This is a genomic window from Kitasatospora sp. NPDC056651 (assembly GCF_042792155.1).
Classification (GTDB): Bacteria; Actinomycetota; Actinomycetes; order Streptomycetales; family Streptomycetaceae; genus Kitasatospora.
The window spans coordinates 16323-39486 of sequence record NZ_JBHTWX010000048.1 but is presented as its reverse complement, the minus strand read 5'-3'; the positions used below and the strand labels follow the sequence as shown (position 1 = coordinate 39486).

At 70.8% G+C, this 23164-nt stretch carries 14 protein-coding genes; 7 read left to right on the top strand and 7 right to left on the bottom strand.

Annotated features, from left to right (window positions below):
- Positions 1–83 precede the first annotated feature (83 nt).
- Positions 84–785 carry a hypothetical protein gene (locus tag ACFRAR_RS19965; protein ID WP_380699439.1) on the top strand — a complete coding sequence of 234 codons (702 nt, stop codon included), beginning with the start codon at positions 84–86 and terminating at the stop codon, positions 783–785.
- Positions 786–851: 66 nt separating this feature from the next.
- Positions 852–1511, top strand: a complete 660-nt coding sequence (locus ACFRAR_RS19960) for a hypothetical protein (RefSeq protein ID WP_380699438.1) — start codon at positions 852–854, stop codon at positions 1509–1511.
- 68 nt (positions 1512–1579) lie between these two features.
- Here ACFRAR_RS19960 and ACFRAR_RS19955 read toward each other — a convergent pair whose 3' ends face one another.
- Positions 1580–2011, bottom strand: coding sequence for an SRPBCC family protein (locus tag ACFRAR_RS19955; protein WP_380699437.1), 432 nt, complete (start codon positions 2009–2011; stop codon positions 1580–1582).
- Positions 2012–2212: 201 nt separating this feature from the next.
- On the opposite strand from ACFRAR_RS19955, the gene ACFRAR_RS19950 reads away from it, so the two are divergent.
- Entirely contained in the window at positions 2213–2779 is a 567-nt protein-coding gene (locus tag ACFRAR_RS19950) for a GNAT family N-acetyltransferase (RefSeq protein WP_380699436.1), read from the top strand.
- A 14-nt stretch (positions 2780–2793) separates the two neighbouring features.
- Here ACFRAR_RS19950 and ACFRAR_RS19945 read toward each other — a convergent pair whose 3' ends face one another.
- Both ACFRAR_RS19945 and ACFRAR_RS19940 read right to left on the bottom strand, forming a co-directional pair.
- The gene (locus ACFRAR_RS19945; RefSeq protein WP_380699435.1) at positions 2794–3510 is read right to left on the bottom strand and encodes a hypothetical protein; all 717 of its coding nucleotides are present in this window, start codon (positions 3508–3510) and stop codon (positions 2794–2796) included.
- Between the two features lie 187 nt (positions 3511–3697).
- Entirely contained in the window at positions 3698–8509 is a 4812-nt protein-coding gene (locus ACFRAR_RS19940; protein WP_380699434.1) for an FG-GAP-like repeat-containing protein, read from the bottom strand.
- Positions 8510–8942: 433 nt separating this feature from the next.
- Between ACFRAR_RS19940 and ACFRAR_RS19935 the strand changes: the two genes are divergently transcribed.
- Positions 8943–15317: an RHS repeat-associated core domain-containing protein gene (locus ACFRAR_RS19935; protein ID WP_380699433.1), complete on the top strand. Its 6375-nt coding sequence runs from the start codon at positions 8943–8945 to the stop codon at positions 15315–15317.
- A 199-nt stretch (positions 15318–15516) separates the two neighbouring features.
- Here ACFRAR_RS19935 and ACFRAR_RS19930 read toward each other — a convergent pair whose 3' ends face one another.
- Complete coding sequence (locus tag ACFRAR_RS19930; protein ID WP_380699458.1) at positions 15517–16371, bottom strand: alpha/beta fold hydrolase; 855 nt, start codon at positions 16369–16371, stop codon at positions 15517–15519.
- A gap of 248 nt (positions 16372–16619) precedes the next feature.
- On the opposite strand from ACFRAR_RS19930, the gene ACFRAR_RS19925 reads away from it, so the two are divergent.
- Entirely contained in the window at positions 16620–17186 is a 567-nt protein-coding gene (locus ACFRAR_RS19925; protein ID WP_380699432.1) for a hypothetical protein, read from the top strand.
- Between the two features lie 70 nt (positions 17187–17256).
- Here ACFRAR_RS19925 and ACFRAR_RS19920 read toward each other — a convergent pair whose 3' ends face one another.
- Positions 17257–17775 carry a hypothetical protein gene (locus ACFRAR_RS19920; RefSeq protein ID WP_380699431.1) on the bottom strand — a complete coding sequence of 173 codons (519 nt, stop codon included), beginning with the start codon at positions 17773–17775 and terminating at the stop codon, positions 17257–17259.
- Positions 17776–17946: 171 nt separating this feature from the next.
- Here ACFRAR_RS19920 and ACFRAR_RS19915 point away from each other — a divergent pair, with 171 nt between their 5' ends.
- Both ACFRAR_RS19915 and ACFRAR_RS19910 read left to right on the top strand, forming a co-directional pair.
- The gene (locus ACFRAR_RS19915) at positions 17947–19212 is read left to right on the top strand and encodes a hypothetical protein (protein ID WP_380699430.1); all 1266 of its coding nucleotides are present in this window, start codon (positions 17947–17949) and stop codon (positions 19210–19212) included.
- A gap of 10 nt (positions 19213–19222) precedes the next feature.
- Positions 19223–19765 carry a hypothetical protein gene (locus ACFRAR_RS19910; RefSeq protein ID WP_380699429.1) on the top strand — a complete coding sequence of 181 codons (543 nt, stop codon included), beginning with the start codon at positions 19223–19225 and terminating at the stop codon, positions 19763–19765.
- A 3-nt stretch (positions 19766–19768) separates the two neighbouring features.
- Here ACFRAR_RS19910 and ACFRAR_RS19905 read toward each other — a convergent pair whose 3' ends face one another.
- Together ACFRAR_RS19905 and ACFRAR_RS19900 are read right to left on the bottom strand one after the other, a co-directional pair.
- Complete coding sequence (locus ACFRAR_RS19905; protein ID WP_380699428.1) at positions 19769–20821, bottom strand: NAD-dependent epimerase/dehydratase family protein; 1053 nt, start codon at positions 20819–20821, stop codon at positions 19769–19771.
- Between the two features lie 8 nt (positions 20822–20829).
- Positions 20830–22962, bottom strand: coding sequence for a DUF362 domain-containing protein (locus tag ACFRAR_RS19900; RefSeq protein WP_380699427.1), 2133 nt, complete (start codon positions 22960–22962; stop codon positions 20830–20832).
- Between the last annotated feature and the right edge of the window lie 202 nt (positions 22963–23164).

The following is a 23164-nucleotide window of genomic DNA, read 5'->3' as shown; positions in this document are numbered from 1 at the left end:
ACGGCGGCGGGCCGCATCCACCATGGTGTCCTCCACTCCCTCGCACCGCTGCCCCATCGGCACTCCCCCCACCCGGAGACGGCATGCGTGCACTCGGCCACCCCCGCCCCAAAAGTCCTGCCAGTCCTGCGAGCCCCGCCAGTCCTGCGAGCCCCGCAAGTGCTGCGAGCCCCACGCGCCCCATCCGCCGGAGCAGACGCCTCGGCCTGCCCGTCAGCCTCGCCCTCACCGTCGCCGCGGCAGCCTCCACCGTCGGCCTGGCCACCGGCTCGGCGGACCCGCTCCCGAGGGTCGACCTGATCGTCAACGGCGCCTTCGACTCGTACCCGTGGATCTGGACCTGCGAGCCGAACGTCCAGCTCAGCCACATCCCGCACGACCACTACGTGTCCGGCAACCCCACCGCCGACAGCACCGCGCGGTGCGCCCAGCGGGTGCGGGTCCAGCCGAACTCCGCGTACACGCTCTCCGCCACCGTGCGCGGCCGGTTCGCCTTCGTCGGCGTCACCGGGGCGGGCGGCGAGAACGCCTCCGCCTGGTCGAGCCAGAGCGGCTGGAACGACCTGTCCACCCAGGTCACCACCGGGCCGGACACCACCGAGCTGACCGTGTACTTCCACGGCTGGTACGAACAGAGCGCCTACGACGTACGGCGGGTGTCCTTCGTCGGCCCCGGTCTCGAACCGCGCCCGTGCGGCGAGCCGACCACCCCGGCACCGACCGCGACCGACGGCACCCCGTCCGCGTCGCCCTCCCCCACCTGCCAGCGCACGTACATCCCCTGACATCCCCTGAGCAGCCCCGGTTCCGCCCCCTGAGCACCCCCCGAACTCCCCCACATCGGAGATGCCATGCGTCCGCACCGTCCCCCAAGACGCCCGCGCCCTCGCCCTCGCCACGCCCACGGCGGCCGTCCGCTCGGCGCCGCCCTCGGCGCCCTCCTCCTGGCCGCCGCGACCGCCCTCGCCGTGAACGGCTCCGCCACCGCCCAGCCCGCGCCGCTGGACTGGATCAAGAACGGGGACTTCCGCGACCCGCTCGACCGGGGCTGGCACTGCGATGGCGAGTTCGTCCAGACCGGCCAGGTCGTCGAGGGCCGCCCGGGCGGGCAGGACTACGCCGGCTGTCGGCAGATCGTGCCGGTCGAGGCCGGCACCAGGTACTCCTTCTCGGCCTACATGTCCGGCGCGTACACCTTCGCCACCATCTCCGGCACCGGAACGGGCACCGGGGAGCTGACCTTCTGGGCCGACGGGCCGAGCTGGAAGTCCCTGGGCACGACGTTCGCCGTCGGCGACGTCCGCGAGGTCACCGTCACCTTCCACGGCTGGTACGGGCAGGCCCCGTACCAGGTCAGGCACGTCGAGATGATCGGCCCGATGTACCCCAGCGAGTGCACCCCGGTGCCCGTCCCCACCGCCGCCCCGGCCTCGACCCAGCCCTGCATGCCCCGCCCGTCCGAGCCCCCGACCAGCCCCGGCCCGACACTCCCCACCCCCACCAGGGCCTGACCACGCCATCGCGCACGGGCCCCGACCGCACGGGTGGTCGGGGCCGACCACCTACTGGCCCCGGCCTGCTACCGCTCCGATTCCACCAGGCTCTTGAACTGCTCCAGACCGCCCCGGACGGTGTTCTCGATCCGGTGCACCTGGGCCATGCCCTTCGGACCGCCGAAGGTGTCGTGGATGGCCTGCGGCTCGTACTCCACGTGCACCTGCAACTCGCTGTGGTCGCGGTCCAGCGACCGCACCGAGAGCGAGCCCTTCAGCTCCGGACTGCCCTGCGTCTCCCAGGCGAGGACCTGCTCGGCTCCGTGGTCGGTGAGGACGGCGTCGAACCCCCGCTGCACCTCGCCGGCCCGCACGTCCAGATGGGCGCGGTCGCTGCTGGGCGCATAAGCGCGTTGGACGCTGTCCATGAACGTCGAATAGCCCTCGATGTCGTGCAGCCGGCCCCAGACCTCCTGCGCGGGGGCGTCGATGGTGATCTGTTCCTCAAGCCTGCTCATCGCGAACCTCGCCTCCCGGCCCGGGGCGGAACCGGACCTCTTGGGTCCTTCCAGCCTGCGCCGTCGGCACATGCCCAGCAACCAGGGCGGGAGGCCGCCGCGCACCCGCCCGCCCGGGTGGCGGGGAGCACGGCGGCCGCACTAGCGTGGCGGTTCGGGACGATCACAGGGGTTTCGGGACGAACACGGGGGTGAAGCGACATGACGGGCACGGACCCGGGGTTCGCCGCCTACGCCCCGAGCCCGGCCGCGCGGCCCGCTCCGGTGACCGGCGCCGTGGTGGTGGCGGAGGCGGCCGAGGACGACGTGCCGGCCCTGGCCGCGCTCCAGGCCCGGGCACGCGGCGGCTCGGCGGACGAGTGGGCAGGCCGCATCCACCGGGCGCTCCGCGCCGAGCGCGACCTGGTGATCACCGCGAAGGTGCACGGCACGGCCGTCGGCTACGCGAACGCGACGTACCTGCCCGAGCACGCCGGGGACGGCGCCCCGGCCGGCTACTACCTGACCGGTGTCACGGTCGATCCCGACTGGCGGCGCCACGGCATCGCGACGCTGCTGACCCGGTGGCGGATGGCATGGGCCTGGGAGCGGGGCTCGGCGCTCTGGTGCTTCGTCTCCGCCGCGAACCGCGCCTCGCTCGATCTGCACCGGGACCTCGGATTCGGCGAAGTGGCCTCCGGCGCCTCCTTCCAGGGCGTCGAGTTCACCGGCGGCGAGGGCCGACTGCTACGGGCGGACCGACCGCCGGCGGGCCGACCACCGACGTAATGGGGCGGGCGGGACTATCCGGCGGGACCGAACCCGGCCGGCATCGCCGTGGGCTGTGGAGGTTCGATCCAGCGGGCCGGGCGGCACTGGCCGGTGCCGGGACACACCTGTGCCCGGGCGGAGAGGCCCGGCTTTTCCGGGCCCGCGAGGAGGTAGGCGTACTCGACGACCGTGAGCTCCCGACCGTCTCCGAAGTCCACCACCCGCTGGTGCGGCGGCCCGAAGACGTGGTCGTCGTCGCCCTTGATCACGACCTTCCCCGCGTCGCCCGGGAAGACGGTGAAGATCGCCCACCCCTCGAACCACACCGGGCTCCACTGCTCCGCCTGGCGATCGAGCCGGGTGCCGAGGCTGACTATGCGGAAGCCGCCGCTCTCCCTGAGCGAGGCCACGCACTGCATGTCGTCGTCCTTCAGCCACACCACGAACGCGCGGTTGTGCCCCACCGTGTTGTCGAGCACGATCATGTCCGACAGCGTGGGCACCGGACAGCCGTCCGGGATCGCGTCCCGCTCGGACAGTTCGCCAACGATCCACTGCGCCGACGCCGGAGCCGCCTGCGACAGCGCCACCCCGTTCCCCGCCGGCGCCGCCCGTACGAGCACCGTCGGCTCCGGCACCACGCCGACACCCCACTCCAGGGCCCAGCCGCCGCCCTGCCCCGTACAGGCCGCGGCCCCCAGGGCCAGCACCGCCGCCGCACACCCCGCCGCCCACGCCGTCCGTCTCATCCGTGCCTCCCCCGCACCGCTTCTCCCCCGCTTGTTCCCGCCACGGCGGATCGGTAGCGCCTACGGGCGGCAACAGCCGTGCAACGAAGCCCAGTTGCTCCTGCCCAAGCAGAAGCCGCCCCGTCCGGCAGCCGGTGGCTACCGAACGGGGCGGCGGCGCCCTTCCCTCGGAACGCCCGCTATGGGATCAGACGGTGCCCAGGATCTGGCCCCAGTCGAACCAGCCCGGGGTGGCGAAGTCGTCGCCGCCGTTGGAGAGCCGGGCCGTGGTGGCGCCGTTGGTGACCAGGTAGTCCGGCCGCCTGTCGCCGTTGATGTCGGCGAAGCTCACCTGGTTCTGGTTGGTGGCCGCACCGAGGATGATCCTCGGGCGGAGGTACCAGCCGCCGCCGACGTCACCGCCCCGGTTGATGTACGTGGTGACGGAGCCGTCGGGGTTGACGATGCTGTAGTCGGCCTTGCCGTCGCCGTCCATGTCCGCGAAGCGGATCCGGCTGCGGTCGCCCGTGACGCCCCACGCCACCTGGCCGATCGCGGTGAACCCGCCACGGCCGTCACCGCCCCGGTTGAGGTAGACGGTGATCGCGCCGCTGTCGCTGATCGTGACGTAGTCGGCCTTGCCGTCGCCGTCGAAGTCGGCGAACCGCACGTGGTCGGCGTCGCCGGTGATGCCCTGGGTGACCTGGCCGAGGTTCGTCCAACCGCCGCGGCCGTCACCGCCGTTGTTCAGGTAGACGGTGACCGCGCCGCCGGTGAAGTACAGGTAGTCGACCTTGCCGTCACCGTCCCAGTCCGCGAAGCGGACCTTCGTCCGGTCACTGGTCAGGCCGAGCGCGACCTTGCCGAGGTCGGTCCAACCACCGTGGCCGTCACCACCGTTGTTCAGCTTGACGTTCACCGACCCGTCGTCGTTGACGATGATCGCGTCCGCCCGGCCGTCGCCGTCGAAGTCGCCCCAGCGGACCTTGCCGTCGCCACCGGACTCGGTGCCGGCCGAGCGGCGGCCGTAGCTGTAGGTTCCGGAGGACCAGATCGCGCTGCCGTCCGGCTTGTAGATGACCAGGTTGCCGTCGGGCTGGAAGAACATCACGCCCCCGGGCGCCGAGGCGGTGCCGCTGCCCCACAGGGCGGTGCCGGCGGTGTGGGCCGCCTGCGGGTAGCTGACCAGATTGCCGTCGGCCTGGAGGCTGAGGACGGCGTCGGGCTTGCCGCCGCTGCCGAGCGTCCAGGTGCCGTAGCCCGGGTTGTTGACGACGAGCTGACCGCCGTCGAAGCGCATCCGGGCGTTGCCCGCGGACCAGGTGCTGCCGCTGGGGTAGTTGGTGTCGTCACTCGGGAACAGCACGTACCCGGGCGTGCCCGACAGCAGCGCTGCCTGACTGGGCGTCAGCGCCGTGCCGGCCCAGGTCTGGACGTTGGAGACGGAACCCTTGAAGAAGAGCTGGTGGGTGCCGGTGTTGAGGTAGTCGCCGACCCGGAGGCCCTTGTTGCTGAAACCCGGAACCGCGGTGTGCCCGGTCGTGTTGACCACGATGCCGTTGATGTACAGCGCCATCCTGCTGGTGGCGCTGTTGTACGTCGCCGTCAGGTGCGTCCACGCCCCCGTCTGGATGTACTGGCTGCCGGCGCCCGGGTGCACGCAGTCGTACGACCAGCCGGAGTCCTGCACGGCCATGCAGAACTCCCACTGGTTGAGGTTGTTGTTCGCATGGAGGAAGAAGCCGGACGTGTTGTTGCCGTCCTGCGAGAGCAGGACGCTGCCCGTGGCGTCAGGCTTGGCCCACACCGAGACGGTGAAGCTCTTCGACACGTCCACCGCCGGCGAGGCGGTGCTCAGGACACCGTTGGCGGTGCCGTTGAGGCGCACGTCGGGGCTGAACAGGTCCTTGCTGCTCCAGGTCGTACCGGCCTGGCCGGTGAGGGGCAGGCTTCCGGTGCGGTCGGCGGCGGTGGTGACCGCCGCGCCCTCGGTGGCGTTGTCGTTGAGCGCCCAGCTGTGGGTGGCGGTGACCAGCGCTTGGGCGGCCTGGGCACTGATGGCAGTGCCGTTGAACAGGTTCGCGGAGGCGCTGCCGTTGGCGTCCACCGACCAGAGGTCGAGGGTGCCGTTGCGGTCGATGTCCGCGGCCTGGAGGGTGGGCCTGGCGGCCTTGGTCCAGCCCGTCGGGGCGACGAGGACGGGGGTGGCGCTGTTGCCGAGGGTCAGGGCCAGCAGGTTCGCCGGGCTGTAGTAGTACAGCTGGCCGCCGGCGTCGGACCGGGCGAACATGCCCGGCATGCCGTCGGTGCCGAGCGCGGTGACGATCGTCCAGCCGGCCCAGGTGCCGGTGCCGGTCGGGTTGGTGTCGGAGAGGTCGACCTCGGCGGGGAAGAAGCCGCCGGACTGGGCCGTGGTCGGCTGGAGGTAGAGCGAGCCGTCCAGGATGCTCAGCAGCGAGGGGAACGGGTTCGGCTCGCCTTGGGCGGCGGTCGTGTAGAGCTTCCCGGCGTTGGCCACCCAGGTGGCCGTCGCCTTCGTGGTGGGCGACGTGAAGGCGACCGACGGGACGCCCTTGCCGATCAGCGGCGACAGCGCGGAACCGTCACCGTTGCCGAAGAGGACCAGGCCGGTGCCGGTGGTCGGGTTGTACTGGAGGACGTCGTTGAAGCCGGCGCCGGAACGGAAGTGCCCGACGATCGCCTGGGTGCCGTTCCAGTCCGCCGGGGTCGGGTTGGTGCCCGCGAGCCCCTCGGAACCGATGTTGTCCGCGGCGGTGTTCAGCGACTTGTCGGTGGCACCGCTCGCGAGCCAGAGACCGCCCGGCAGGCCGGACTTGCCACCGACCGCGACGAGGTCGGCCCGGCCGTCGCCGGTGAGGTCGTTCTCCACGGCGGTCGCCGGCGCCGCCGCGTTGATCTCCACGACCTCGCTGTCACCGCTGGGGTTGCCACCGGCCGAGACCGCGGTGATGGTCAGCACGTTGTGCGCACGGGCCGGCTTCACGCTGACGGTGGCGGCACCGGAGACGGCGGCGACCGTACTGGGCGCGGCACCGTTCATCTGGTAGACGTAGCTCGCCGGGACGGTCCCCACCGGGTTGGGAGCGATGGTCACCTGGGTCAGGGCGCCGACCGTGAACGGGCCGCTGCCGGTGTTCGCCGTCGGCTTGCCCGGAGCGGTCGGATCGAAGGTGAACCGGCAGGTGGCGCTGGTACCGCTGTTGGCGAAACCGTCGTTGGTGTAGACGTTCCAGGAGAACGTCGTCGCCGCACCGCCGGCCGCGGTCACCAGGGCCTGTCGGCCGACCACGAGCTGAGCCGTGGTGCCAGAGTCAGCCTTCAGGTCGGTGGTGGACGAGGCCACCACCGCACCGGTGGCCGTCTTGACCAGGCGGAAGGCGACGCCGAGCTGGCCGCCGTCGGCGTCGGCGACGGCGGCGCGCAGCACGACGTCACCGTTGCCGATCACGGTCGGGGTGGCCGCGGTGCAGGAGGTCGCCGGCGAGGTGGTCAGCGTGGTGGGCGTGTTCGGCACGTGGTTGTACTGCGTCGTCATGGTCATCGAGCTGGGCTGGAACTTCTTCCAGCCGTAGCCGTCGGACTCACTGGTCGCCCGCAGGCCCAGGGTGATGTCACCCCAGTTGCCGTTGGCCGCGCTCTGCATCACGCCGGTGGTGTCGAAGCCGACCGAGGCGGCGGGGCAGCCGCTGCTGTACCCGTTGGCGACGTTCTTGGTGTCGCTCCTGGTGATCCAGCCGGGCTGGTTGTTCCACGTGGTCGAGGACGAGATGGCGTCGGTCCTCCACAGCTCGACATCACGTCCGCTGCACGACGGCGACCAGGTCTCGGTGGCGTAGAACGTGGACGAGACGACCTGCGCGCCGTAGATGTTGTTGGGCACGGACATCCGCACGAAGGCCCGGCCGACGTAGTAGGGCGACTCCCAGTTGTTGTAACCGACCCGCAGGCCCGCGGTGTCGCTGGTGTTCCAGTAACTGGTTCCCGTGAACGCCGAGCTGACGTACGTCCAGCCGAGTCGGCTGCCACCGGCGGCGGCGTAGGACGGGTCGATGTACAGCGGCCAGACGGTGTTGGCGCCGGAGAGCAGCGCGGAGTCGGGGGTGAGGGTGATGGCCCCGTCCTTGGCCTCCGCCTTCAGCGGCGCGGTGTGCGCGGTGGCACCCGGTCCGGCGACGCTGGAGCGGGCCGGGCTGCCGCTGCGGGCGTCCAGCACCTTGCCGTCGGTCGGGTCGGTGACGGTCGGCACGGAGGCGTCCGCCGCCGAGTCCCAGACGCCGCGGACCGGCGCGGGCGCGGAGAACGCGACCTGGCCGTGCTTGTCCTTGGCGGTGATGTTGCCGGCCGCGTCGGTCTCCAGGTCCACGCCGGTCGTCCGGGTGGTGAAGGCGAGCTTCCTGAGGGCCGGATTGGCGGCCGCGGCGGCGTCCTTGACCACCAGGACCTCGGAGAAGCCGCCCTGCGCGTCGGCGGTGACCTTCAGGTCGACGCCGGGCAGCAGGGCGTAGGTCGCGGTGGGGCCGTCCAGCGCCGGGGCCGGCAGGTTCTTCACCAGCGCGGCCGGGAGCGACAGCGAGAGCGCGCGGTTGCCGTTCCTCATCTCCGCCAGCGGGCCGGAGCCGCCGCCGGAGAGGGTCAGGGCGCTGCTGCTCACCTTCGGCGCGACCGAGCCGTCGGCGCGCTTCACCAGGGTGGCGTCCAGCGCCTTCCAGCCACCGTCCCGGTAGGCGCGGACGGGGGTGACGGACTGCTGGAGGGTGAAGCTGCCGTCCGGGTTGGCGGTCAGCTCGTCGGTCGGCGTGGTGGCGGCCTGGACGACGACGGCCTTCTTGGTGGACCAGGCCTTGGCGGACGCCTGCTCGGCCGTCAGCGGGCTCGCGGCCTGCGCGGCGGACGACTGCGCCGTGCCGGCCGGCTGCGGCGGAGCGGTGTCCGCGTGCGCGGGTATCGCCGCGGTGAGTGTCAGTGCGGTCAGCGTCGCACCCAGCGCTGCGCTGAGCACGCGTCTTGACGTGGAAGGTGGCACGAGGAGCCCCCACCCTTTCGTTCTTCGGTTCGGACGGCGGCGTAGCACCGGCGTCGGGCAGGAGAGTCGCACAGCGTGAGCCGTACCTGAATAGGTCTCTGGTGATCAGTCAGAAAGGATTGGGCGACTTGTCGACGCTTTGTCCTCTTATGGCAACCACAACTCGCGGCAAAGAATTGGCAAAATCAGGTGGTCAGCGAAGGGTGGCCAGTGACGGGGGGCGGCCGCTCTTGCCATAGTCATCGCCACTTCCGACGATGATCATCACGTCGGGTAATCAGTGCTGCCCCGATGCAGCCGACCGCAGAGGTGTGACCGAGTCATGCTCCGCAGAGCGAAGCGAAGAGTCGGAGAATCCGACTCAGAACTGATACTTCGTCAACAAAGAACCTTGCCGTGGGTGGGGGGGATGACTTCGGCCGCGCTGGCCTTCGCGCTCCTCACCACCCCCGCCCAGGCCGCCGACCAGGCCCGGCCGTGGAAGCCCGACGCGCCGTCCGCGGGCGCCGTGAAGGGCGTCAAGGACCTCAAGCCGAAGATCGCCCAGCAGGTCGAACAGACCCAGCGCGGCTTCACCCCGCGCGCCACCACCTGGCCGAAGGCGGCCAAGGGCGCCGCCCACCTGGCCGCGTCCTCGGACAGGTCCGCCGACGTCCGGCAGACCGCCGTCGGCACGCCCGTCTGGTTGCAGGCGGCAAAACCGGACAGCGGCGCCCCGCAGGGGCCGTCCGACATCGGCGTGACGGTGCTCGACCACAAGAAGTCCGGCGAACTGGGCATCTCCGGCGTGGTCTTCACGATCGATCCGTCCACCGACGCGGGCAAGGTCCGGGTCGGCGTCGACTACTCGGCCTTCGCCGAGGCCTACGGCGGCAACTACGCCTCCCGGCTCGGCCTCGTCACCCTCCCGGCCTGCGCGCTGACCACGCCCGAGGTCGCGGACTGCCGGGTGCGGACCCCGCTCCCGACCCAGCACGACGCGAAGACGTCCAGCGTGTCCGCGGAGGTCGGGCTCGCGAAGGCGTCGGCTTCCGGCCTCCAGGTCCTCGCCGCGACCGACTCCGGCAACCAGGGCGGCGGCCCGGCCGGCGACTACGCGGCCAGTGCGCTCTCCCCGGCCGGATCGTGGACGGGCGGCAGCGCCGGCGGATCCTTCACCTACGCGTACCCGGTCCAGACCCCCGGCGCCACCACCACCCTGGTCCCCAACATCTCGCTGGGCTACGACTCCGGGTCGGTGGACGGCAAGACCGCCTCCACCCAGGCGCAGGCCTCCTGGCTGGGCGACGGCTGGTCGACCCCGGACTCCTTCATCGAGCAGACCTTCACCTCCTGCGCCGACAAGCCCGGCGGCACCGCCTCGCCCTCCGAGACCAATGACCAGTGCTACGCGGGGCCGGTCCTCACCCTGTCGCTGAACGGCTCGTCGACCGCGCTGGTCTGGGACTCCGGCAAGAACACCTGGAAGCCGCAGAACGACAACGGCGAGGTCATCGCCCACGTCACGGGCTCCAACAACGGCGCCGGCACCTACAACACCGACTACTGGACCGTCACCGACCGCTCCGGCACGGTGTACTCCTTCGGCCGCAACCAGCTGCCCGGCTGGAGCTCCGGCAAGCCGGTGACCAACTCGGTCGACTCGGTGCCGGTCTACTCCTCGCACGCCGGCGACCCGTGCTACAACGCCGCCGGATTCGACTCCTCGGTCTGCACCACGGCCTACAAGTGGCACCTGGACTACGTCAAGGACGTCCGGGGCCAGGCCATGTCCTACTGGTACACCCAGGACACCAACTACTACGGGCAGAACAAGGGCAAGACCAACACCAAGTACGTCCGCGACTCGTACCTGTCCCGGATCGACTACGGGTTCCTCGACAACGGCGCCTTCGGCACCGTCCCGGACCAGGTGCACTTCCTCACCGGCTCGCGCTGCGTGGCCGCCACCTGTGACCCGATCTCGGCCACCAACGCCGGGACTCAGTACCCGGACGTGCCGTTCGACCTGGTCTGCGACAGCGGCAAGACCTGCACCTCGCAGTCGCCGTCGTTCTTCTCGACCGTCCGGCTGAAGCAGATCGTCACCAAGCAGTACTCGACGGCCGCCGCCAAGTACCTCCCGGTCGACACCTACGACTTCGCACAGACCGAACCGCCGACCGGCGACGGCACCTCGCCGACGCTCTGGCTGGCCTCCGTCACCCGCACCGGCAGCGACACCACGGCCGGCGGATCGGGCTCCCTCTCCCTCCCGCCCGTGGTCTTCGGCGGCACCACCATGCAGAACCGGGTGAACACCGCCAACTTCCCCGGCATGTACCGCTACCGGATGACCTCGGTCACCAGCGAGCTGGGTGGCCTGACCAGCGTCACCTACGGCCTGCCGAACCCGTGCACCGCCGCCTACGTGGCCTCGGCCAACGCCTCCACCAACACCAACTCCTGCTACCCGGTGAGCTGGACGCCGAAGTTCTACACCGCTCCGGTCACCGACTGGTTCCAGAAGTACGCCGTCACCATGATCCAGGAGGCCGACCGAACCGGCGGCGCGCTGGCCAAGACCACCTCGTACGAGTACGGCGGCGGCGCCGCCTGGCACTACGACGACAACGAGGTGGTGCAGCCCAAGTACCGTACCTGGGGCCAGTTCCGCGGCTACGCCGACGTGACCACCCGGGCGGGCGACGGCACCAACGACCGCCGGACCAAGCAGAAGACCGCCTACTACCGGGGCATGGACGGGGACTGGCTGTCGGCCGGCTCCACCCGCTCCGCCTCCCTGACGGACTCCCAGGGCGGCGCCCATGCCGACAGCGGACCGCTGTCCGGCATGGCGCTGGAGAGCACCACCTACAAGGGTGACGGCGGTGCGGTCGAGAACCTGGCCATCACCTCGTACTGGGTGTCGGCGGCCACCGCGACCCGCGGCCGCAACGGCCTTCCCGACCTCACGGCGAAGGCGGTGAAGCCCGCCGAGAGCTACAGCCGTCAGGCGCTGACCTCCGTCACGCCCACCGGGTGGCGGGTGAACGAGACCGACAGCAGCTACGTCGCGAACCCCGCAGACGCCAACTTCGGTCTGCTGACCGCCACGTACTCGCACACCGTTCCGGCGGACGCCGCGTACGACCAGTGCACCAGCTACACCTACGCGCCGGTGAACACCGGTCTGAACCTGGTGGGCCTGGTCGCCTCCCAGGAGACCGTGTCGGTAGCCTGCGGCGGCTTCACCCAGGGCGGCACCGCCTCGGCGCCGGCCGGCTACAACACCCTCACCGCGCCCGCCACCGTCAACCGGCCCGCGCAGGTGCAGTCCGCGACCCGGACGTTCTACGACGACCCTCAGTTCGCCACGGCCTTCCCGCAGGCCAACGCTCCGACCGTCGGCAACGTCACCATGACGCAGACCGCCTCCGACCACACCGGAAGCGCCTACACCTGGCAGACCGGCGCGCGGACCACGTACGACAAGTACGGGCGGCCGCTGGTCGCGAAGGACGCCAACGGCAACACCACCACGACGGCGTACACCGTCGACACGGTCGGCCTGACCACCGGCACCACCGTCACCAACGCCAAGAACCAGACGGCGAGGACGACGCTCTCACCGACCCGCGGCATGGTCCTCACTGCGACCGACGCCAACAACGTCACCGCCGGCACCCAGTCCGACGCCCTCGGCCGCCTCACCGGCGTGTGGACGCAGTCCCGTCCGACGTCGGCGCCGGCCAATCTGAAGTTCGACTACACCGTGTCCAACACCGGCCTCTCCGGAGCGACGACGGCGAAGCTCAACGAGGCTCTGAGCTACGTGACTTCGACTACGGTCTACGACTCGCTCGGCCGTGTCCGCCAGACCCAGTCGCCGACCCCGCAGGGCGGCCGCCTGATCACCGAATCGTACTTCGACTCCCGCGGCCTGGTCAGCAAGACCAACAAGGCCTTCTGGGACCCGGCCAACGTCCCGGCGCTGGCACTCGCCACCGACGCCAAGGACCAACTGGTCCCGACCCAGGAACGCGCCACCTACGACGGCCTCGGCCGGGCCGTGCGGGTGGACTCGATCAAGAACAACGTCGTCCAGGAGAGCACGACCACCGTCTACGGCGGCGACCGCACCACGGTCGTCCCGCCCACCGGCGGCACCGTGAAGACCACCGTCACCGACCCCCTCGGCCGGACCGTCGAACTCGACGACTACACCGCACGGCCCACCGTGACGGCGCCCGCCGACACCTTCACCGGCACCTACACGGTGAGCGGCGGCACCAGCCAGGCGATCACCTACGGCTTCGACGGCCACGGCAAGCAGAACACCGTCACCGCCGCCGGCTCCACCTGGACCAGCACGTACAACCTGCTCGGCCAGGTCACCGGCAGGAACGACCCCGACGCCGGTGCCGGCACGATGCAGTACGACGCGGTCGGCAACCTCGCGCAGTCCACGGACTCACGGGCGAAGACCGTCAGTTACACGTACGACAAGCTGAACCGGAAGACGGCCTCCTTCGCCGCGCCGCTGACGGCTCAGGCGGACGCCAACCGGATCGCGTCCTGGGTGTACGACAACGACAACGCCGTGGCCGGCATGACCAATCCGATCGGCCACACCACCACGTCGACCTCCTACGTCAACGGCGCCGCCTACACGAAGCAGTCCTCGGGCTTCAACGTCTTCGGCGCGTCCCTCGGCGAGACCGTCACGATCCCGTCGGCCGAAGGCGCGGTGCTCGGCGGCAAGTCGTACGTGTTCTCACACACGTACCTCACCAATACGGGCCTGCCCTTCACGGACACCTACCCCACGGGGAACGGCCTGTCAGCCGAGTCCGTCCAGTACACCTACTCGCCCAAGTTCGACCTGCCGTCCGGTCTGGCCGCCGGTAGCTACACGTACACCCAGGAGACGGCGTACGACGCCTGGAGCCGCGTGCTCCAATCGCAGATCGGCAGCCCCGGCAGCTACGGCGTCATCGCCAACAGCTACGACGTCCACACCGGCCGGCTGAACGAGCAGCTCGTCCAGCGCGCCACCACGGGCTCCCCGGCCGACGTCGACCGCCAGCACTACGACTACGACCTCGCGGGCAACGTCACCCGGCAGGTCTCCACCCGCCTCGGCGCCACCTCCGAGACCCAGTGCTTCACCTACGACCAGCTCGACCGCCTCAGCCAGGCATGGACCGCCACCGACTCCTGCGCGGCCACCCCGACCACGGCGGCCCACACCCAGGTCGGCGACGCCGTCACCGGCGGCGCGTACTGGACCGACTGGTCCTTCGACGCCCTCGGCAACCGCACCCGCCAGGTGGCGCACTCCACCACCGGCGGCGCGGACACCACCACCACGTACACCTACAACGGGAACGGGAAGAACCAGCCCCACACCCTGACCTCGGCCACCGGTGGCACGAGCCTGGAGTACGACACCGCGGGCAACACCACCAAGCGCGTGACCGCTGCCGACGGCACCCAGACCCTGGCATGGGACGACGCGGGCCGGCTGACGTCCATCAAGGGCGGCACGGCGGGCGACACCGGCTACGTCTACGACGCCGACGGCAAGGTCCTGCTCCAGAAGGACCCGGGCAGCACGGTGCTGTACCTGCCGGGCCAGCAGCACACCCTCACCAGCGCGGGCGCCGTCACCGGCACCCGCTCCATCCCCCTGCCCGGCGGCGGCACCGTCGTCCGCACCGGCTCACTGGCCAACTACCAGTTCGAGATCTCGGACCCGCACGGCACCGCCGGCCTGGTCCTCGACCGCTCCTGCCAGACCCCGACCTGGCGCCAGTTCACCCCCTACGGAGGCCCGCGCGGCACGGCCGTTTCGTGGCCCGACAACCGGGGCTTCCTCAACGCCCCGAATTCGTCGGCCACCGGCCTCACCATCCTCGGCGCCCGCCAGTACGACCCGGTCACCGGCCGGTTCATCAGCCTCGACCCGGTCTTCGAGGCGACTGACGCCCAGCAACTCGGCGGCTACAACTACGCGGCCAGCAACCCCATCGCCAAGAGCGACCCCAGCGGATTGATGGCCTGGGACGCCGAAACCGGCATCTCTGCGGGAACGACGAAGCAGCTCCAGGAAGAGATCACACGCGCGTACGACCACGGCTACACTCCGCCGGGGTCGTCGTGCAGCAAGAATCAGCTGGCTGTCAACAGGTGCAAGCCGGGCCAGTCGCCTTCGAACGGCCCGACGCCGGCCGAACGGTGCCATGCGCCGATGAAGTGCACTCCAGTGAAGACGCCGCACACGAATGACCCGGATCGCACATATACGCAAAGCGAATTGATCGGATCGGCTCGTGGCATTACGCCGGAGCTGGCAATGAAGAAATTCCGAGAGAACCCGGGAGCGGTCTTCCCGTTCAACATCAAGGGGTGTCCGGTATTTCAGGACGGAGCCTTCTGCGAGCTGCACGCGAACGAGATGTTCGGGGATGACAATCCCTTCACCAGGGGGTTCAATCGCAATGTCAGCCAGGAGGTCGGAAAGGTTCGCGTAGTATTCGACACACCGGAGAGCTTCACATTCATCGTAGAGTCTGCCGACTACTTCGACGCAGTCGGATCCACCATCAGATTCTCGCTCAGCGCGAAGGGAGAGAACCTCGTTCTCACCCAGCACGGGGAAGCCATACGCAACGGCATTTCGGGCGACGTTGGCGAATTTCTCAGAATCAGAGAGCACACATGGAATAAAATGGGACTCAACCTTGGCCACCTCCTCGGCGTAAACACCCCCGTACCCCCGTGGATGGACGCAGATAGTTAGCAACTCATGGCATCCACGAGCTGAGCCAAAGGGGACTCCCCGGAGGAAGTCCCGCCCGTAGTGCCACCTGCCTCACCCCAGCGGCATCGACCCGCCGCTGGGGTGGGGCAGGCTAGCGGTCGACCTTCAGGCCGCTGGCAGCCCAGCGCCATCACAGCAGGGGCCACGCGCCGCCAGAACTCACGTACCTGACAGTCCGCTAGTCATCCGCGAGGCCCGCCAGCAGGGCGGCGGCCGGCTGCGGGTGGACGAGCCAGCGCAGGTGGCTGCCGTCCAGGGTGTGGACGTCGAAGGGGTTCTCCGGGGTGAGGGCGTCGGCCTCGCGGATCATCCGGTCGGCGGCGGCGGGCGGGATGCTGGCGTCGGCGGCCAGGCGGACGTAGGCCCTGGGGACGCGACCCCACGTCGCCGCCTGGGCGCGGTCGTCGGTCGTGCCGACGTCGAGGTTCTCGTCGGGCTGGAAGGTGTTGAGGAAGGTCCGGAACTCGTCGTCCGTGAGGTCGGCCGCGAAGGCCGCCTTGAACGCGGCGAGCGCGGCCGGGTCGGCGGTGCGGAAGTTGACGCGGAGCAGCCCGAGTTCGGCCGGGTTGCCGACGAGCGAGGAGGCGAAGGCGGCCGGGTCGACGTCCGCCATCTCGGGCTGGGCGTAGTACTCGCCCACGGTCAGGTCGACGGGGCACCAGGCGGACACGTACACGATCCGGTCGACCAGGTCGGGCCGGGCGTTGGCGACGGCGGTGATCGTGATGCCGCCCCGGCTGTGGCCGACGAGGACGGTGGGCCCGTTCCGCTTGGCCCGCTCCAGGACCTCGATCACCCGGGCGGCGTTGTCGGCGAGGGTGACTCGCTTGATGGCGCCCGGCTCCGCGGACATCGAGGCGAGGTCCTGGGGGGCCTGGTAGCCCAGCGGGTAGGTCGCCTCGAAGCCGTGCCCCGGCAGGTCGACCGCGACCGAGCGGTGCCCGAGCAGGGCGAGTTCGGCCTGTAGCGGCGCGAAGGAGAAGGAGTTCGCGAAGGCTCCGTGGACGAAGACGAAGGTCGGCAGGTTCGACAGGTTCGGCATGCCTCAGTCTCCAACAAGATGATCTTCAGAACAAGATCACGCCCGCGCACGGAGGGTGATCCGAACAGCTTCCCTAGGCGAGCGGGTCGCCACGCAATGTGTTCGGCTACCAACGAAGCGCTTCGCAGACCGCCGGGCGCGCTCCTCGTGCGCGCCACCGACACGGCTCACCCCCCACGGGGGCCCCACTTCCGGCCGCCACCCAGCTGCCGCGACCACACCAGAAAGGCACCGCCACGATGTCCCCCAAGCTCGCCCTCCCCCGCACCAGAAAGGCCCTCGCGGCCCGCGCCCTGGCCGTCTCCGTCCTCGCGGCGAGTGCCTGGCTGCCCGCCACTCCGCAGGCGTCGGCCCAGACCGCTGATCTGACCTGCGCGGGCAGCGCGACCGTCAACTTCTCGCCCGGACTGACGTGGTTCCACAAGCAGCAGACCGATGTGACCTTCAGCGGCACCGCGGCACCGTGCGAGTCCTCTTCACGCCCCGGCGTCACCCAGGGCATCTTCTCCGGCTCCGGCTCCGGCATCCTCGGCTGTCTCACGGGCGAGTTCGACGCGACGGCCGTCTTCATCTGGAGCGACAACTCGTACAGCGAGGTCTCCTTCAGCCACGCGAGCATCACCCCTCCGGAAGAGGGGACACCCATGATCCGGGCAGTCGGTACGATCACCGCCGGAACCTTCGCAGGCCACCTCATGAGCCTCGATATCACCCTCACCCTCCAGCACGCGGCCCTCGAGTGCTACAGCACCCAGGGCCTGACCCAGGTCTACGGCCCGATCGAGCTCGACACCACCCCGCAGTGACAACATTCGGCGGTGCGGATCCGATCCGGATCCGCACCGCCGAGGCTGACTTCGGTGACCCTGCGGGCCGCTAGGACGGGACGATCGCCCAGAGCGGGCATGTCACGGGGAGCAGGTTCTCACCTTTCACGCCGATGGTCGCCAGCCCGTCCTTCTGCGTGCCGCTGGCCGTGCTCTTCGGCTGGATCAGCAGCGTGAAGCACAGTCGGTCGCTGTCCGTCGGGGTCGTGTTCAGGCTCATGTCCATGCTGAAGGTCAGCGTGTCGCCATTGATCGTCGGCGGCGGCGAGACGACCACGAGTCCGTTGACCGTGTATGTGTTGTCGTTGTACCAGTAGTGGTTCGCCCAGTCGACCCATTGCCAGCCGGTCGGGGCCTTGAAGGTGCACGGCACCGCGGTCTGTTTCGCCCACTGACCCTCCTTCGGGTCAGCCACACGCAGCGAGACCGTGAAGAGGTGGAAGCCCGGGTCGCCAGCCGGACCGATGGGGGCACTCTCCTGCGAGACGACCACAGTCTTCGCGTCAATCCCGGACGCCTGGAACGGTTCGTCGCGCGGCAACGTGGCCGTCGGTTGTGCGGGCATCATAGGGATCAGCCTGCCTTTCCTTGAGCGATTTCCATGGCTACCGAAAGGCAGCCACCCAGTGTAACGATTCGATTACCTGGCCCCTTCATCAGGTTCGCACACATGGGTCGCATACGCACCCCCCGGAGCGGCCCCGCATGCGATCAACCCGCGCCCCTCCTACGATGATCAATGGAGGACACGAACCAGATGGTCACCTACCCCTACGCCTTCCACATCGCCCTGGACGGGAACGGCATGAACGGCCTGGAGGGCGCGGCCGGCGTGTGCGTGTTCCGCTACAACCCCGACAGCGGGGAGTACGCGTACCGGATCCAGTACTACGACGGGGTGGCCGGCGGCCACGCCGTCAGCATCACCCCGGACCACAAGTTCGGGTTCCTCGGCAACGCCGGGCAGCAACTCCTGTTCTACGACGTCCAGTCGCTGGACGAGAGCGAGCGCGTGTCCGCCCTGCGCTTCGAGCCCCCGGACGCCGCCATCAAGAGCAGCACCCACATGGTGTGGCTGGACGGCACCCACGGGATCACCGCGATCGGTGACGGCCTGTGGCTGATGGACCTCGACCGCCCCACCGAGGCCCGGCGCATCGGCGACCACCGGCTCAAGCTCCCCCACGCCATGAAGCGCACCGCCTCCGGCCGCTTCCTCGTCTACGGCGGCATGGACCACCCGGGCCGGGGCGAGGCGGCCGAGGTGGGCATCTTCGACCTGGAGAAGCGCGTCGCCCGCCGGGTCGCCCTGCCCACGACCTGCTGGCACGTGGCCTGCCACCCGAGCGACGACCGCTTCTACGCGCTCTCCTTCCGCGTTCTCCCCCAGGAGGGCCGGGACTGGCACGAGTGGGCGATGGCCTACTTCAAGGAGTACGTGTACGAGATCGACGCCGAGACCGGGCAGATCCTGCGCCACTGGGCGGCCGGCCAGAACTTCCCCGCGCACATCAACTCGGACGTCTGTGTGTCCGACCGCGAGCTGATCTACTGCAACGGCGGCAGCAGCACCATCGTGATGATCGACCTCGCCGACTTCGCCTCCTCCCGCGTCATCGACCAACGCCCGGGCGTGGCAGAGCAGTTGCGCTCCGCCCGGCAGGCGGCGAAACAGGTCACCGACGCCTTCACCCGGGGGTCGCCCGGCCCGAGCAGCAAGCACTTCCTCGGCGCCCTGCGGGTCACCCGGGGCACGCTCGTCGACGGGGTCTACGCCTGCCAGCTGTCCGCCGACCAGAGTCTCCTGTTCACCGCCAACCGGGGGCTCAACACGATCACCGTGTACGACTACCCGGCCAACACCGTGCGGCTGCGGGTCGAGATGCCGGAGCTGCGCGCCCACCTTCCCGAACTGCCCGTCTGGACCGATCCCCGTCTGGGGTTCCACCACAGCACGCTGCTGAGCCCGCTGCCGGACCGCACCGCAACCGGCAGTCCCAACTGAGGAGTTGGCCATGTCTCCCAAGACCCCGGAACAGTTGAACGACGAACTCCAGGCGGGCTGGGAGCACCTCCGGTCCACCGCGATCACGGTCGCCGAACTCCAGACCGCGATGTGGGGCGACACGGCGGAGCTGATGGCCGGGCTGGCCACCGGCCGGCTGGCCTGGGGGGAGGTCTACAGCGAGTACTGGAAGTTCGTCGCCGACGAGGACCTCAAGTTCTCCCTGGAGCTGGGCGGGCTCGGCATCGACTACGCCCGGCAGGTCGCGGAGGTCACCCGGTGGCACGAGCAGCGCCTGCGGGACCACCTCCGCAGGACCGCGCGGGGCGAGCACATCGAGGCGGACGTCCACCGGACCACGGACACCCACGAGACCACGGACATCCACTACGGCACGGACGGCCACCACCATCCCACCACCGAGCGTGACGGGGCCTCGCGGCCGGACCGGCAGCGCAGACGGCGCCGGCGGCGGCGCGGCGGGCGCGGCACGCACCACACGCGCGACGTCCACCCGAAGACCACCGACACGCCCGAGTTCAGGGCCCCCTGAGGCTCAACCCTCCTCCAGCGGCCGGGGCAGCAGTTCCCGCGCGCCCGTCACCTCCGGGTGCGGCCGCAGCCCGGCCCGGATCCGGTCCGGCACGTGCGGGCTGGTCAGCAGCCAGCCGAGCGCCTCCACCAGCGCCTGCCGGGCCGGGCGCGGCCGGTAGCCGAGGGCGGCGGCCTTGTCGTGGCGGTACCAGTAGAAGCGCCCCATCGTCCGGGCCTCCGCCCGGGTGGTCGCCGGGGCCCGGGCGGTCAGCACCGCGCGGATCTCCCCCACCGTCGCCGCCAGGTACGCGCCGGTGTGGCTCGCGGTGGCCCACGGTCCCCGGGTGCCGCACAGCTCGGAGACGGTCTGGTGGATGGTGCGCCACGCCCAGTTCTCACCGCCGAGCAGGTAGCGCTCCCCGGGCAGGCCGCGTTCGGCGAGCAGCACGTGGCCGGCCGCGACGTCCCGGACGGCGACGATGTTGCAGCCGCCCGGGTAGGTGGTGCGCAGCGCGTCGGCCAGGTACCGGGTGATCAGCGCGTTGCTGGGCACCAGCCGCCAGTCCGGCCCGCCGACGACGATGGTCGGGCAGGCCGCCACCACCTCCAGGCCGAGTTCGGTGCCGAGGGTGAAGGCCGTGCGTTCCTGCTCCAGCTTGGTGACGAAGTAGTCCGGCAGGTATTCGTCTCCGGGCATCCCCTCCTCGTTCCGGGCCACCGGTCCACCGGAGGAGCCGCAGGTGATGGAGGAGGAGGTGACCACCACCCGCCGGACGCCGGCCTCGGCCGCCGCCCGCAGCACCTCGCGGGTGCCCTCGACGTTGGCCCTGGTCAGTTCCTCCCGGCTGGTGTCCCAGTAGGAGAAGACGGCGGCGCAGTGGAACACGGTGTCGCAGCCCTCGAACGCGTCCCGCAGGCTGGGCGGGTCGCGCAGGTCGGCGTTCACCAACGGCACGTCCAGGCCGTGCAGTTGGCGCAGGTCGCTGCTGCGGCGCACCTGTGCCCGCGGCTCGTGTCCGGCGGCGCGCAGCGCGCGCACCACCTGGGATCCGACGAGCCCGCTGGCGCCGGTCACGCATGCCCTCACGGGGCCTGCCTCGATCGCCGGTCCCGGGCGGCGGCCTCGCGCAGCCCCGCCCAGAAGCCGGTGACCGCCGGGCGCAGCGCCTCGCGGAACTCGCCCAGCAGCGGGGAGCGGGTCGGGACGTCGCCGGGGGCGACGTGCCAGAAGCCGTCCGGGCCCAGGCGTCCCGGCGGGGTCGGCACGGTCAGGGTCTGGGTGAGGGCCTGGGAGGCGACGGTGCGCACCAGCCGGGCGGCCTCGGTCAGCCGCTGGGTGGGCAGTTCGGCGGCCTCCAGGTCGTCGAACTCCTCCCAGGGCCGGCCGATCCGGTAGGGGCGTCCCTCGTACTGGGCCTCGAAGTTGTCCAGGGTGCGGGTGAAGAAGCGCTGGTAGGAGTCCTGGACCAGCGGGTCCCTGAGCTTGGGCCGGGTTTCGGGGCGGAAGACCTGCCAGGTCAGCGGGAGGGTGAAGCGCTGGCGCACCCGGACGACGATGCGGGTGCGGGCGCCGCCGTCGGCGGGGAGGAAGACCACCGAGCCGTCGTCGTACGCGGCGGAGCCGTTGGGGCTGCGGACCGTGCGCCAGGAGATCCGCTGCCGCCGTTCGCCGTAGTCGACGGACTCCAGTTTGCACACGTCGATGGGCGGACCGCCGTAGTACGCCAGGTAGTTGGGCTGCGCCAGGTAGAGGTTGCGCTCGATCTGGCGGGTCGGCCGGCCCTGGTCGTCGCGCGTCACCACGTGGACGCGGCCGCCGAGGTAGTCGGTCATGTAGCTGATGGAGCGGCTGATGTCGACCCGCCGGACGAACTCCGGGTACGGGGCGTTGACGGTGCGTTCGCAGCCGAACAGGATCGAGTGGCCGACGTGCTGCCAGCGCATCTGCCAGGCGTCGGCGGGCAGCGCGTCGATCACCGTCTCCAGCGGCCGCAGCAGGGCGGTGATCCGGTCGAAGTCCTGGTGGGTGTAGGCCGCCGGGTCGACCGCGAGGGAGACGTCCCGGCGCCGCAGGGCGTCCTTGGCGTTGCCGGTCCGCCAGGCGCGGACGGTGGAGGAGGCGGAGGCCGCGGCGCCGACCATCGCGCACAGGGTGGCGGTGGCGGCCGGGTTGGTGTCGGCGGCGCGGATCAGCGCGGTGAGGAGGCGGGAGAGCCGGGCGAGCGCCGGGTCGGTGACCTCCGTCGTGCCGGGGGCGACCTGCCAGGCGGCGATGCTGAACAGCCGGTGGGCGCGCCCGTCGGGGGCGAGCCGGCGTACCGCCTCGACCAGGGAGCGCGGTGGGTTGCGCCAGCCCGGGTAGGGCGTCAGGTCGCCGTCGATCCGGTAGGCGTCGGGCAGGCCGCGGTCGCTGAGCACCCGGGCGTTGAGCGGCGAGGAGACGGGGTCGACGCCCATCAGCAGCGCGCCGACCAGGTCGGCGAGGACGCCGTCCGGTGCGGCGATCACGGTGTCCGTCCGCAGCGGGCGGCCGACCTGCGCCCCGGCGCAGCCGTGGCTGCTGACCACCGCGTCGATCAGGTGGAAGTCCGGCGGGTAGGCGCCCAGCAGGTCGACGAGGACCTCGGCGCCGTCGCGGCGGGCGCGGTAGTGGTGGTGCTTGTCGTCCTGCGGGAGCACGCCGAACAGGTTGGCCAGGCACAGGGCGTAGCCGAACTCCGGGTGGGTGCAGTTCTTCGCGATGTTGATCCGGAAGCCCGCCTCCAGCCAGCTGCGCGCCATCCCGCTGCCGTGCAGTACGGCGGATTCGGGGAACTCGGCCGGCTCGACCTCGGCGGAGAGGTCCACCAGGCGGTAGGCGTTGCCGCGCGGGGTGCGTTCGCGGTAGCCGAGCAGGCGGCACGCTTCGAGGAGCCCGGGGCCGGCCAGCCAGGTGTCCGGGCCGCAGCGGGCGGCGCCGACGGTGACGTCGTGGTAGCCGCGGTCGTACAGCAGGTCGATCAGGTGCTCCACCAGGGCGGTGCCGACGGCGGTCGCCGGGTCGCCGTAGGCGGAGGCGCCCGGGGTCAGCAGCACCGGGACCGCCGCCGGATCGCCGCCGGCCCGCTCGGCGAGCCGCTCCCAGAGCCCGGCCCGGGCGACCGCCTCCGCCAGCAGGTCCGCGGCGGAGCGCGGCCGGACCCGGGTGGAGCGGACCACGGCGGCGACGACGGTCACATCTCCCCCAACGCCGTTGGACGGCCTTCCCGTTGGCGCCCGTCCGGGCCATCGCTGAATTACCGGAAAGTAGCTCGAAAGAGGTTTGAAGCGATGCTACTGCCCAGAGGTCGGATGCGAGGGGCGGGACGCGCGCTCGTGTCCCCGCGGGCCCGGGCGGCCCGGCGGTCGGGCCGCCCGGGAGGGCCGCCCGGCAGGTCCG